Source organism: Alloyangia pacifica, assembly GCF_003111685.1.
Lineage (GTDB): Bacteria > Pseudomonadota > Alphaproteobacteria > Rhodobacterales > Rhodobacteraceae > Salipiger > Salipiger pacificus_A.
The window spans coordinates 484140-497024 of sequence record NZ_CP022191.1; the positions used below are offsets into that span (position 1 = coordinate 484140).

The window sequence follows — 12885 nt, forward strand, 5'->3', positions numbered from 1 at the left end:
TCATCCCTCCAGCTTGTCCGCGGCGTCATGGATCGCCTTGCGGATGCGGACGTAGGTGGCACAGCGGCAGATGTTGCCGGCCATCGCGTTGTCGATGTCCTCGTCGCTGGGTTTGGGCACTTCGCGTAGGAGCGCGGTGGCGCTCATCACTTGTCCCGACTGGCACCAGCCGCATTGCGGCACGTCGAGCCCTTCCCAGGCAGCCTGCACGGCCTCGGCTTCTGGGCCGTCGATACCCTCGATCGTGGTCACAGAGGCACCGTCGACCATGGAGACGGGGGTCACGCAAGACCTGCGGGTCATGCCATTCATCATCACCGTGCAGGCCCCGCATTGGGCGATGCCGCAGCCGAACTTGGTGCCCGTCATCTGCAACTCATCGCGCAATACCCAGAGGAGCGGTGTCTCCTCCGGCACGTCGACGGACACATCTTTTCCGTTGAGTTCGAACGAAACCATGGCTTCCCTCCCTGGCTGCGCATGCGTAGCGTGGCGCGTGGTTTGTGGAGGGGGAGATAGCGCCGCAATGCGCCGTGTCGACGTCTGGGTCGCCGAAATCCTCGTGTCGCTCGCCCGCGGACCTCGTGTCGCGATGGACGTCGCCGCCCCAGGAAGTCTCGGCGCAACCGCCCGCGCCCGAGATCGGGGCGGCGCACCGCTCGGGTCATTGCAGCCGGCGTGCGGCTTGCCTAACGTGCCGCGAGGTAAGGAGGAGTGAATCCATGACAGACAAGACCCCCGGCTTCGACACGCTGGCCGTGCATGCCGGCACCGAGCCCGATGCCGCCACCGGCGCGCGGCAGGTGCCGATCTACCAAAGCACGTCCTACGTATTCCGCGATGCGGATCATGCGGCCCGGCTCTTCAACCTCGAAGAGGTCGGCTACATCTACTCGCGCCTGACCAATCCCACTGTCTCGGCGCTGGCGAACCGGGTCACCGCGCTCGAGGGCGGAGCCGGCGGCATCGCTTGCTCTTCGGGCCACGCGGCGCAGATCATGGCGCTCTTCCCGCTGATGGCGCCGGGCTGCAACATCGTCTCGTCCTCGCGACTCTACGGCGGCACAATCACGCAGTTCAGCCAGACGATCCGGCGTTTTGGCTGGTCCGCGACATTTGTCGACACCGATGATCTGGAGGCGGTGAAGGCGGCGATTGACGAGAACACCCGCGCGCTTTTCTGCGAGACGATCGCAAACCCTGGCGGCTACGTCACCGATCTCGGGGCCATGGCAAAGATCGCGGACGAGGCGGGCATCCCGCTCATTGTCGACAATACCACCGCCACCCCGTGGCTCTGCAAGCCGATCGAGCACGGCGCGACGCTGGTAGTGCATTCGGCCACCAAGTACCTGACCGGAAACGGCACGGTCACCGGCGGCATCGTGGTGGACTCGGGCAAGTTCGACTGGTCGGCTTCTGACAAGTTCCCCTCGCTGTCGCAGCCCGAGCCGGCCTATCACGGGCTGACCTTCCACGCCGCGCTGGGGCCGATGGCCTTCACCTTCCATTCCATCGCGGTGGGGCTGCGCGACCTCGGCATGACGATGAACCCGCAAGGCGCGCATTATACGCTGATGGGAATCGAGACCCTCGGCCTGCGCATGGAGCGTCATGTGAAGAACGCGCAGGCGGTGGCGGAATGGCTCGAAAAGGATCCGCGCGTCGAGGCGGTGACCTATGCAGGATTGCCCTCCTCCCCCTGGCATGATCGGGCACAGCGCATCGTGCCCAAGGGCGCTGGCGCATTGTTCACCGTGGCGATCAAGGGCGGCTACGACGCCTGCGTCAGACTGGTGGACAGCTTAAAACTGTTCAGCCACGTCGCCAACCTCGGTGATACGCGCAGCCTGATCATCCACCCGGCCTCGACGACCCACAGGCAGCTCGAGGAAGAGCAGCAGGTGCAGGCCGGGGCCGCGCCGAATGTGGTGCGCATCTCGATCGGCATCGAAGATGTCGCGGATATCATCGCCGATCTTGACCAGGGGCTGGCTGCGGCGACGGCGTGAAGACCTGTTGAGGTCGGAGCGCGCTGGCACCCCGGTGCCAGCTCGCTCGGACGCGTGCTCGAAGCTTCGCGAGTTCGGGGCCCACTTCGGCGCCATCGGCAACCGGCAGTCGCATGCCGTGGCAGCTGGCCGTCTGGTGTCCGGTCAAAACCCGGCATCGTCGGAGGTTGCGGCCAAGAATGTGCTTGCCCTTCTGTAACCTCCTGTGGCGGCCTGTGGCGGCGCCCTTTGCCGGGCGCCGCCGCTCTTGCCTGCGAGTCAGGCCCAGGGCGTGACGAGATATTTCTCTCCCGTGCGCATCTCGCGGTAGTCCAGCACAGCATCCTTGGTGAGCATTTCCTCAAGCGTGACCCGAGATTTGTAGCTGCTCGCAAAGGTGCCGGTCAGGTTGTCACGCACGCGCTGACGCATCCGGCCCACGGTCTCGGGCCCGACCGATTGCAGGAACGGGAACAGCAGCCAGCCCGACAGCGTCCAGCCGAACCCATAGCTGGGTGTCAGGACAGTGGGGCTGGTGTCGAGGCGGCCGTAGATGAACATGCGTTTCGGCTGGTTCGATCCGTAGCGTGAATACTCGGCCATCTGCTCCCTTGCGACGCGCTCCATCGCCCGGAAGGCCGTATCGACCATCGTGCCGCCCCCCACTGGATCGAAGCCGTAAAAGGCGCCCGTGGCACGAATGGCGTCGGCCAGACGGTCCATGAAGTCCTCCTCGGAGGAGTTGACCACATGCTCGGAGCCAAGCCCCTTCAGCAGCTCCACCTGATCGCTCTTTCGCACGATGTTCACCAGCCCGATGCCATCCTCTGCGCAGATGCGCGTCAGCATCTGGCCGAGGTTCGAGGCCCCGACAGTGTGCAAGATGGCGTTCTGTCCGTCGGCCCTGGCAGTCTCCAAAAAGCCGAGCGCGGTCATCGGATTGACGAAGGCGCTGGCGCCTTCTTCGGCGGAATGCTCGCCCAGCGGGAGGCACATGTCCGCGTCGGAGAGGCAATACTGGCTGTAGGCGTTGCCCGGGACGCAGGAGACACGCTGCCCCACCAGCGCCTGCGCAGCATCACTGTCGCCAGCGGCGATGACCGTGCCTGCGCCTTCGTTACCAGCGGGCAATTTCAAACCGTGACGCGCCTTCGACGCGGCATTTGCCGCCTCCGGCATTCGGGCCACGAACTTGCCGGGCGTGTAATCTGCGTTTTCCATGTCGGCGCCGCCGACGAGAATGGCGAGGTCCGAGGGGTTGATCGGTGCGGCTTCCATGCGCACCAGCACCTGGTTTTGGGAGGGGTCGGCGAACGACACGTCCTCGAGCGCGACGGTCAGTGTGCCGTCGGCCTCGAGCGTGGTGAAGAGCTGTTTTCCGGTGGTGGCCATGATCGGACTTCCTTCGCGTTTCATCGACTGGTGTGGATATAGGGCCAAATTCGACGCATCCAAAGTTCTGCATCCGCCTCAATCTGCACACTCAGAACGACTGGAACGGGTTCCGGCCAAGTCGGCGGCCTGTGCTGCAGCGGTGGTGCGGACGCGCGCGGCAAGCGCCGTGACAACAGGGTGCTTCATTGGTCGAGTCCCTCCTTTGGCCAGGAGGTGCATCGCTTGTTGCGCAGGGTGGCCGTTGGCGCCACCCTGCGCAAATTCATGTCACAGATCCCCGGCGACCTGATCGGGGGCGAAGGTGGCCGGATGCGCCGCCACGTAGTGTGCTCTTCGATCCGGGGTTCACCTGTCTCTCCGCGACACAGAGTCTCTGTCGCGTGTGGATGTCAGGTCGCGTCTCGCGTCTTGGACTTCGCAAGCTTCTTCTTCAGGATCGGTCCCACGATGACGGCGACGGTCAGCGCGACGATGACAAGGCTGGTCACGTTGCTGAACAGCACCATCCAGTCACCGCGGCCGATCCGCAGGGCGAGGCGCAGGTTCTCTTCGGCGAAGCCGCCAAGGATGAGGCCGAGCACCACCGGCGGCAGCGGGAACTTCAGCTTGTCCATGACCCAGCCAACGGCCCCGAAGCCCAGCATCAGGTAGACGTCGAACATGCGGCCGTGGATCGAGTAGACGCCGATCAGCATGAGCACGATGATGATCGAGCCGAGCAGCGGTCGCGGCAGGTTCAGCAGGCGCGCGAAGCTGTTGGTTGCCAGCGAGCCGCCGAGCAGCACCAGCAGGATGGCGCCGAACAGGAACTGCCACATGAAGCCGAAGACGACATCGGGGTTGTCGCGGAACAGCATCGGGCCGGGCTGCAGACCATGCACCAGCAGGCCGCCGAGCATGACCGCAGCAACGGCGGTTCCCGGAATGCCCAGCGTCAGCGCCGGGATCAGGGCCGAGGCGGTGTCGGCGTTGTTGGCGGTCTCGGCGGCGGCAACGCCCTCGGGCTCACCCTCGCCCCAGGCGTCGGGGTTCTTCGACGCGCGGCGCGCCTCGTTGTAGGACATGAAGGCCGCCATGGAGCCTCCGGCACCGGGCAGGATGCCGATCCAGATGCCGATGAAGGACGAGCGCAGCCAGGTCTTCCAGAAGTGCTTCATCTTCGGCAGCGCTTTCCAGATCGGCTCGGTGCCGAGCTGGCTTTCGCCGACGTTATCTGTCTTCAGCGGCGTCTCGAGCAGGTCGATGACCGGCGGCAGCGCGTAGAGGCCCACCAGCAGGATCACCATGTTGATGCCGTCCAGCAGTTCGAGCTGGCCGAAGGTGAAGCGATCGTTGCCATAGATCGGGTCCGAGCCGATCACCGAGACAAAGACACCGAAACAGGCGCTGATCAGCCCCTTGATCGGGTTGCCGCCCAGCAGGAAGATGATCGAGGCAAGGCCGAAGACCGCCACCCAGAACACCTCGGACGGGCCGAAGAGCAGCGTCACCTTGGACAGCGGCGGCGCCAGCAGCATGAGCGCGAAGGCCGAGGCGATACCGCCGATCGACGAGGACACCACGGCAACCTGCAGCGCGAAACCCCCCTGGCCCTTTTGTGCCATGGGGTAGCCGTCGAAGGTGGTCGCAACCGCAGCCGGGGTGCCCGGGATGCGAAGCAGCACCGCCGGGATCGCGCCGCCATACATGGCGCCGTTGTAGATACCGGCCATCAGGCCGAGCGCCACCAGCGGTTCGAGGCCGAAGGTGAACGGCACGAGGACCGAGATCGCCATGGTGGCCGACAGCCCGGGCATGGCCCCGACGACGATCCCGGCGATCACGCCGATGATCACCGCGAAGAAGTTGGTCAGGCCGAAGACTTCGGGAAGTGCGTGGAGAAGATCGGAATACATGGCGGCCTCAGTTCTGCCAGAGCCGGCCGGCAGGGAAATCCTGCGACATGCCGAAGTCGAAGATCAGGTAGACGGCGCCGACCACGATCACGGTCGCGGCAAGCAGGCCAAGCGGATTGCGGAAGCCGAAGAGCGCGGAGACCAGCGGGATGATCACGATGGTGCTCGGGTAGAAGCCGATGAAATCGGTGGCGACCGCGTAGCCGACGATCAGCGCGAAGGCTCCCATGACGCGCAGCGGGGCGCTGCTCAGTTGAACCGGAGGCTCACCGGCGGAGGCCTTCCTCTGGTCCCGGACCAGAAGCGCCACGGCCAGAACGACGAGACCGGCCAGCATCGCCCCGGGAAGCAGGGCGGAGATCGGTCGCAGGTCGGTCGTGGCGTAAAGGAAGCAGCCGGCCACGACGATGATGCCAATGGCAGTCAGCGTTTCGGGGCGCAGCAGGCGGGATGTGTGTCGGTCGGACATGGATCGGATCCCTGAGTCTGAAGATGCGGGGGCAGTACAGTACCCTGCCGCCGCGCTCTACGGTGATATGTGAGATAAGGCGGGGACCCGGCTTGCGCGACTTGCGCCGGGCCGGGCCCCCTGGGAGGAACTCAGTTCCAGGGGGTCTCGTCCCAGACACCCTTGGCAAGATCCCACAGGTCCTGGGTCAGGACCTTGAAGTCATTGCCTGTGACCACTTCGACCGGGTTCGAGGTCGCGGCCATCGCGGCGAGGAATTCCTCGTCGCCGTCGAGCTGCTCGAAGGCCGCAAGAAGCTTGGCCTCGACATCCTCGGGCAGACCCTTGGGCGCGACGAAGCCGCGCATCGAGCCGTTGACCAGCTCGTAGCCCTGCTCGGCAAAAGTCGGCAGGTCGGGCGCGAAATCCGAGCGCTCGGTGGTCGCGATGCCCAGCACGTTCAGATCGTCCTGGAAGCTGGCAACCTCGGAGATGTTGAGGATGCCCATGGCCACGTGGCCGCCCATCAGCGCGGTGCGCGCCGGGGCCGAGCCGCGGAACGGCACGATGGTGAACTCGGTCTCGGTGAGGTTCTGCAGCTTGATCAGCATGAAGTGGTCGTCGCCGCCGAGGCTCGACATGCCGACGGTCACCGCACCGGGGTTCTCGCGCGCCTCTTCGACGAGCTGGTCCATGGTTTCGATGCCGCTGCGTTTCGAGGTGACGATCACGTTGGGGTCGTTCACCACGTTTGCGAGATACGTGAAGCTGTCCGCCGAATAGTCCGCTTTGCGGTCGATGGTACGCGCCATCATGCCCGGCAGGTTGAACGTGCCCAGTGTGTAGCCATCGGGGTCGGCATTTGCGACTTCGGTCACGCCGATCTGGCCCGACGCACCCGGCATGTTCTTGACCACGAGGCTCGCGCCGTCACCGAGGTATTTCTCGATGAAGGGCGCGGCAGTGCGCGCCATCACGTCGGTGCCGCCGCCGGCGGAGTAGCCAACGATCACCTCGATCGGCTTCTCCGGGTAGTCTTGCGCTATGGCGGCGCCCGCGATCAGCGTGGCCCCGATAACGGTGGCGTACTTGATGGAATTGAACATCATTTTCCTCCCTTGGTTCAACTCGTTCTTCATTCGGTCGGCAGAGCGCAGCCCAGCTTCTTGAGCGCTGCGTCCACCCACGTCCGGTCGTTCGTGCCTTCTGCGATGGCCTTCATCTGGCGCACCTCGGCATCCTGCTTAGCCTCGGTCTTGGCCAGCACTTCTTCTGCATCCGCCAGCGGCACGGACAGCACGCCGTCGGCATCACCGATCACGATGTCGCCGGGGTTGATCACCATGCCACCAAGGCTGATGGGCACGTTGATCTCGCCGGGGCCGTCCTTGTACGGGCCGCGGTGGGTCACGCCGACGGCGAAGGTCGGCAGGTTGGTTTCGACAAAGGCGTCAAGGTCGCGGATCGCGCCATTGAGCACGAAGCCCACGACGCCGCGCTTGATGGCGTAGGCCAGCATCAGCTCGCCCATCAAGGCATTGGTGGTCTCGCCGCCGGCATCCACCACGATCACGTCACCCGGCACGGCCATGTCGATGGCCTTGTGCAGCATGAGGTTGTCACCGGGGCGGCATTTCACGGTGATCGCGACACCCGCCATTCCCCCCGAGGCGTGCATCGGGCGCAGGGTCGGCCCGGCAGCGCTGAGGCGCGACATGGAATCCGAGACGTTGGCGACGGGCAGCTTGGAGAATGCCTCGACAAGCTCTTTGGACGCGACCTGCTCGCGGGTGCAGATACGGAAACCGATCGACATGGATTAGTCCTCTACCTTGGAAAGTGTGGCGCGCGCGCTGTCGAGCAGGGTGCGGTTGATGATGCGTTGCGGGGGAAGCTGCTCGCCGGCGAGATAGCCGATGATGCCGCTGACCGCGTCCACACCGACCCGGGCATTGGCCTCGGCGGTGACGCCGCCGATATGCGGCGTGACGACGATGCGCGGCTCGTCCCAGAAGGGGTGATCCGCGGCGGGCGGCTCGACGGCGAAACTGTCAAGGCCGGCACCGGCAAGCTTGCCCAAGCGCACCGCGTCCAACAGCGCGGTCTCGTCGATCAGCCCGCCGCGGGCGGTATTGATGACTAAGGCACCGTCGCGCATCTTCGAGAAAGCCTCGGCGTTCAGAAGGCCGCGGGTCTGGTCGGTCAGCGGGCAATGCAGGCTGAGGAAATCGGATCCGGCCAGCAGCTCTTCGAAGCTGTCGCACCGGATGGCGCCGATCGCGGCAAAGGCCTCGTCGCTCGCATAGGGATCGTAGCCGATGATTTTCATGTCGAGGCCGGCGGCGGCGATCTTGCCGGTGGCGCGGGCAATGGCGCCCATGCCCATCAGGCCCAGCGTCGCGCCGGCGATCTCGCGGCCCTTGAAGCCGGGCTTTTCCCAGCGGCCCTCTCGCAGGCTGGTGTCGAGCGGCAGGATCCGCTTGACGCAAGTCATCAGCAGGGCGATGGCGTGCTCGGCGACCGAGACCGCGTTGGCGCCGGTGGCCACGAGCACCGGAATGCCCCGGTCTGCGGCGGCCTGAAGGTCGATGTTGTCGACGCCGACGCCGTGCTTGGAAATCACCTTGAGCGAGCCCGCATCCGCCAGCACGCTGGCGTCGATCCGCCCCATGCGCGAGACGATCCCGACGGCACCGGTCTTGTCGATGTATTCCTTGATCACCGCGCTGTCGGCATAGGGAGGCGTGTGCACCGTCTCGTAGCCATGGTCACGCACGTATCGCGCTGCGTTCGGATGCAGATCCGGTCCGGTAACGAGAATGGTTTTGCTCATCGCGTAGGTCTCCACATCCTCCGCAGCAGGGCGGAAGGCATTCGGTCTCATGTTTTTCTATTGGATCCGCGTCCTCTCCTCGGGGCGCGGTTTCCTCCTGCCGAAATGGCATATTGGAAAGTTTTACTTCACAACAGCGAATAATTCTGCTTTGCAGATTAAGAAAAACTGGATCAAGCCATGGACACCCGCCAACTCAAGACCGTTGTTGCCATTGCCGCGCACGGGACCTTCGCGCGCGCCGCAGATGTCGTCGGCCTGACCCCCTCTGCGGTCAGTCAGCAAGTTCAGACCCTGGAACAGGAATTGGGCGTCCGTATCTTCGAGCGCGCGTCGCGGCCGCCCCGACCGACCGCAGAGGGCATGCAGGTTCTTGAAATGGCGAGAAACATGTTGCGCCTGGAGGATGACACGAAAGCCAGCCTGCGGGGGGATCGTATCTCGGGAACGCTCATGCTGGGGTCGGTGCGGTCAAGCGCGCTGAACCTGCTGCCAAAGGCCATCGTCCGGATGCGCCGGGATTACCCCGAGTTAAAACTCAATCTCCGGGTCTCGCTCTCCTCGACACTCATTGCCGACGTCGCGGCAGGGCGGCTCGACGCCGCGGTCGTGGCCGAGCACGTCGGGTTTCCTTCGTCCCTCAGGTGGAGCACGTTCCTGAAAGAGCCCCTCTGGCTGATCGGCCCGCGGGGGAGCGATCTGCGCGACCCCCTTGGGGCGCTGAACGCGCTGCCTTATGTCCGGTTCCGCAGCGCGGTGCCCTTGGCCAACGTGATCGACACCGAGCTGTCGCGCATGGGGGTGGTCGCGAACGACATCGCCGAGATCGACACCATCGGCTCGATCGTGACCTGCGTGCGCCAGGGGCTCGGCATCTCCGTCGTGCCACACGCCGCGCTTACCCAGCCCGAGGACAGCGACCTCGAACAGGTTCCTTTTGGCACCCCGCAGATATCGCGCCATATCGGCATCGTCGAACGCGTGGTCTCTCCGCGTGCCGAGATCATTGCGCGGCTGCACGAGGTCCTTGCCGATCTCTCCGAAGAGCACGGAGTCCATCGCAATATCTGAGCCTGAGCCGCCCCACTGACATGGTCCCCCATAGGCGCCGACGCCGGACAGATCATCCCTTGGTGGAATGCGCCCGCTCAATGGCGGGCACCGCCGGACAAGGCCCTTGACCCCGCGTGGGTACTGAATAATAAAAACCAAACACCGCCGGACCAAGAGGAGTTGGCCCGGCAGAGCAGGGAGGAGGAGACACCATGCTCAGCACGCCGATCCTACAGTTCGGCACGAGCCGCTTCCTGCAGGCCCATGTTGATCTTTTTCTGTCGGAAGCAATGGCCCGCGGTGAGGCGCTCGGACCTGTCACCGTCGTCCAATCCTCGGGCGATCCCGCGCGCGCCGCGCGGCTGCAAGGTCTCATTGCTCCCGAAGGTTACCCGGTCCACCTGCGCGGCCTTCGCGCCGGGGAGCAGATCGACGAGGAGCGCCGCGTCACCAGCGTCAAGCGCGCTCTCAGCACCGCGACCGACATGGACCACCTGCTGGAACTTGTGCGCGGCGAAGTGCAGATCATCCTCTCCAACACTGCCGATGCAGGCTTTCGCCCGCAGCCGGCGGATGGCACGGCCGAGACGCGCCCGCAGCAGGAAATGTCCTACCCCGGCAAGCTTGCCCGACTGCTGTTCGCGCGCTTCGAGGCAGGCGGCGCGCCGATCCAGATCATGCCGACCGAACTGGTGCAGAACAATGGCGACGTGCTGCATGAGCTGGTGCTTGCCGCCTCCACTGAGCTTTGCCAATCTTTCCAAGACTGGCTCAGTACCGATGTGCTCTGGGTGAATTCGCTGGTCGACCGCATCGTCTCGGAGCCGCTCGAGCCCGCCGGGGCCGTCGCCGAACCCTATGCGCTCTGGGCCATCGAGGACCGTCCCGGCCTGATCCTGCCCTGCGCCCATCCCGAGGTTCAGGTTGTCGGCGATCTTGGCCGTGTGGAGCGACTCAAGCTCTTCATCCTCAACCTTGGCCACACATGGTTGGTCTCGCGCTGGCTGGAGGCGGGGCGCGAAGGCCCGGCGCTGGTGCGCGAGGTGCTGGCCGACCCAGAGCGCCGCGCTGCGCTCGAGACGCTCTACCGCGAGGAAGTGTTGCCGGGCTTCGCGGCAGCAGGCGAGGGCGCGGCCGCCGCTGCCTATGTGGCTGAGACGCTGGACAGATTCGCCAATCCGTTTCTCGACCACGCATTGGCGGATATCGCGCAGAACCATTCGGAAAAACTCGACCGCCGTATCGCCGCCTTCGTGACTTGGGCGCGCGGCCAAGGCGATCGCACGGCGAAACCGCGCCTCGAGGCCGCGCTTGCACACAGGAAGGACACCGTATGAAGACCAGGACCATCGGCAATACGGGCATCGAGGTAACCGAAGTCTCCTTCGGCTGCGCCAGCATCGGCAATCTTTACCGGAAGGTGAGCGATGCGGATGCCGAGGCCGTGCTGCAGACTGCCTGGAAGGCGGGCATCCGTTATTTCGACACCGCGCCGCACTACGGGCGCGGCCTGTCGGAAACCCGGCTGGGACGTTTCCTGCAGGGTCGGGACCGGGGCAGCTACGCGCTTTCGTCGAAGCTCGGCCGGGTGTTGTCGCCCTCGCCCGAGCCGATCGCAGAGGCCGACAGCTACATCGAGCCTTTGCCCAACCTAGTGTCCTACGATTATTCCGGCGACGGCATCCGCGAGAGCTTCGAGCAGACCTGCGGGCGGCTCGGCGTCACCCGGCTCGACATCGCCTATGTGCACGACATCGGCGCCTATACGCACGGGGCGGAAGTCAACGCGGGACACATGGAAACCTTCTTCGGCAGTGGCTACGAGGCTCTGGTCAAGCTCAAGGAAGCGGGCAGGATCGGCGCTTTCGGGCTTGGCGTGAACGAGTGCCAGGTCTGCCTCGATGTGATGGACCACGGACCGATAGACGTAATCTTGCTCGCGGGGCGTCTGACGCTGCTCGACCGCTCGGCCGAGGACGTGCTGGTGCCGCGCTGCGTGGCGGCGGGGACGAGCCTTGTGCTGGGCGGGGTGTTCAACTCCGGCATCCTCGCCACCGGCCCGGTCGAGGGCGCGACCTATGACTACGGCCCCGCACCGAAGGAGGTACTGGACCGCGTCGCCGAGTTGCAGCGCGAGGCCGAGGCGCTTGGCATGCCGCTGGCCACCGCCGCGCTGCAGTTCGCGCTCCGTCACCGGGCGACGGCCTCGGTGCTGCTTGGCACGTCCAAGGCCTCGAGCCTGACGCGCAACCTTGACGCGCTGAAGGCCCCTGTCCCCGCGGGGACGGGAGCGCTTTTCGACTGACGACCGCGCAGGTTTTAGCCGAGGCGATGGTCCCGCAGCGAAGAAAGCAGCGTCGTCTTCGAGGTCAGAAGATGCCGCCGCGCCGCCTGTTCCGAGGCCGCCGCGTCGCGCAGCAGCAAGGCGTCGAGCAGGGCGAGGTGCTCTCCTATGGCGGCTTGGTTGCGATGCCTCTCGAAGGTTTTGTCCCACATGTAATGGTAGTGGAATATCAGAGCGATCACCTTCTGGAATTCCGCCACAAACCGGTTCTGTACCACCGAGTTGATCGTTGCGTGGAAGCGTTCATCCAGCGGTGAGAAGGCGTGAAAATCGTTCTCGATCCGGTCCAGAAGGTCGAGATGCTCTGCGCGGAGCGTTTCCAGCTTAGGCCAGATCGGGTGGCTGCCGGGCAGGGTCACGAGCTGCTGCACCGCGTTGAGTTCAAGCAGGCTGCGGAACTCCGAAAGCTCGACCGCAAAGGCCGCAGTGAAGCCGAGCAGCAGCCAGCCGCCCTTCTTGCGCCGCTCGACGAGGCCGAAGCGGCTGAGCCCGGCCAGGAACTCTTGCAGCAGCTGCGGTGTCACGCCGAACTCGCGCGAGAGCGCCGCCACGTTGAGCGGTGTCCCCGCGGGGACATCGAACCGCAGGATCCATTCGAGAAAGCGGCTCTCGAGCATCTCGGGATCCTCGGTCTTGGTCTCGAGGGGCAAGCGATCGTCGGGGCGCGGAGCGCGGAGCAGGGATTTCTCGCGGCCCTCCCAGCGGATCATCCCATGTGTCGAGGCGTGCTGAAGGCAGGCGCGCACCACTGTGCGGCTGACCCCGAGCCGGTCGCCAAGGGCGTTCTCCGACGGGAGCGAGTCGCCGGGGGCGTGCCCGCCGCAGAGGTCGAGCAGGCTGTTGTAGGTCTCGCGGAAACGCGTGTCGCTGCGTGCCATTTTCTCAGGTCTCTGCGGGTCGGAGTGGATCAGTCTGCGTCATGTGGT

Annotated in this window: 12 protein-coding genes; 4 read left to right on the top strand and 8 right to left on the bottom strand. The window is 65.2% G+C overall.

Annotated features, from left to right (window positions below; genetic code table 11):
* Positions 1-459, bottom strand: a complete 459-nt coding sequence (locus tag CEW88_RS21400; protein ID WP_108970377.1) for a (2Fe-2S)-binding protein — start codon at positions 457-459, stop codon at positions 1-3.
* Between the two features lie 263 nt (positions 460-722).
* Between CEW88_RS21400 and CEW88_RS21405 the strand changes: the two genes are divergently transcribed.
* Positions 723-2012, top strand: a complete 1290-nt coding sequence (locus CEW88_RS21405) for an O-acetylhomoserine aminocarboxypropyltransferase/cysteine synthase family protein (RefSeq protein WP_108970378.1) — start codon at positions 723-725, stop codon at positions 2010-2012.
* Positions 2013-2270: 258 nt separating this feature from the next.
* On the opposite strand, the gene CEW88_RS21410 is transcribed toward CEW88_RS21405, so the two are convergent.
* The 6 genes from CEW88_RS21410 to CEW88_RS21435 all read right to left on the bottom strand — a co-directional run bounded on the left by CEW88_RS21410 (position 2271) and on the right by CEW88_RS21435 (position 8562).
* Complete coding sequence (locus CEW88_RS21410; RefSeq protein WP_108970379.1) at positions 2271-3383, bottom strand: zinc-binding dehydrogenase; 1113 nt, start codon at positions 3381-3383, stop codon at positions 2271-2273.
* 392 nt (positions 3384-3775) lie between these two features.
* The gene (locus CEW88_RS21415; protein WP_108970380.1) at positions 3776-5281 is read right to left on the bottom strand and encodes a tripartite tricarboxylate transporter permease; all 1506 of its coding nucleotides are present in this window, start codon (positions 5279-5281) and stop codon (positions 3776-3778) included.
* A gap of 7 nt (positions 5282-5288) precedes the next feature.
* The gene (locus CEW88_RS21420) at positions 5289-5750 is read right to left on the bottom strand and encodes a tripartite tricarboxylate transporter TctB family protein (RefSeq protein WP_108970381.1); all 462 of its coding nucleotides are present in this window, start codon (positions 5748-5750) and stop codon (positions 5289-5291) included.
* Between the two features lie 131 nt (positions 5751-5881).
* Positions 5882-6835, bottom strand: coding sequence for a Bug family tripartite tricarboxylate transporter substrate binding protein (locus CEW88_RS21425; RefSeq protein ID WP_108970382.1), 954 nt, complete (start codon positions 6833-6835; stop codon positions 5882-5884).
* Positions 6836-6864: 29 nt separating this feature from the next.
* Complete coding sequence (locus CEW88_RS21430) at positions 6865-7545, bottom strand: RraA family protein (protein WP_108970383.1); 681 nt, start codon at positions 7543-7545, stop codon at positions 6865-6867.
* A gap of 3 nt (positions 7546-7548) precedes the next feature.
* Positions 7549-8562 (bottom strand): hydroxyacid dehydrogenase, encoded by a 1014-nt coding sequence (locus tag CEW88_RS21435; protein WP_108970432.1) that lies wholly within the window; start codon positions 8560-8562, stop codon positions 7549-7551.
* A gap of 180 nt (positions 8563-8742) precedes the next feature.
* On the opposite strand from CEW88_RS21435, the gene CEW88_RS21440 reads away from it, so the two are divergent.
* The 3 genes from CEW88_RS21440 (at position 8743) to CEW88_RS21450 (ending at position 11920) form a co-directional block, all read left to right on the top strand.
* The gene (locus CEW88_RS21440) at positions 8743-9633 is read left to right on the top strand and encodes a LysR substrate-binding domain-containing protein (protein WP_108970384.1); all 891 of its coding nucleotides are present in this window, start codon (positions 8743-8745) and stop codon (positions 9631-9633) included.
* A 194-nt stretch (positions 9634-9827) separates the two neighbouring features.
* A complete protein-coding gene (locus tag CEW88_RS21445; RefSeq protein WP_108970385.1) occupies positions 9828-10952 on the top strand; it encodes a D-mannonate oxidoreductase in 1125 nt (374 codons plus the stop codon).
* The gene (locus CEW88_RS21450; protein WP_108970386.1) at positions 10949-11920 is read left to right on the top strand and encodes an aldo/keto reductase; all 972 of its coding nucleotides are present in this window, start codon (positions 10949-10951) and stop codon (positions 11918-11920) included. The genes CEW88_RS21445 and CEW88_RS21450 overlap by 4 nt, the downstream gene beginning before the upstream one ends.
* Positions 11921-11934: 14 nt before the next feature.
* On the opposite strand, the gene CEW88_RS21455 is transcribed toward CEW88_RS21450, so the two are convergent.
* Entirely contained in the window at positions 11935-12837 is a 903-nt protein-coding gene (locus CEW88_RS21455) for a GntR family transcriptional regulator (RefSeq protein ID WP_108970387.1), read from the bottom strand.
* Positions 12838-12885: the final 48 nt, after the last annotated feature.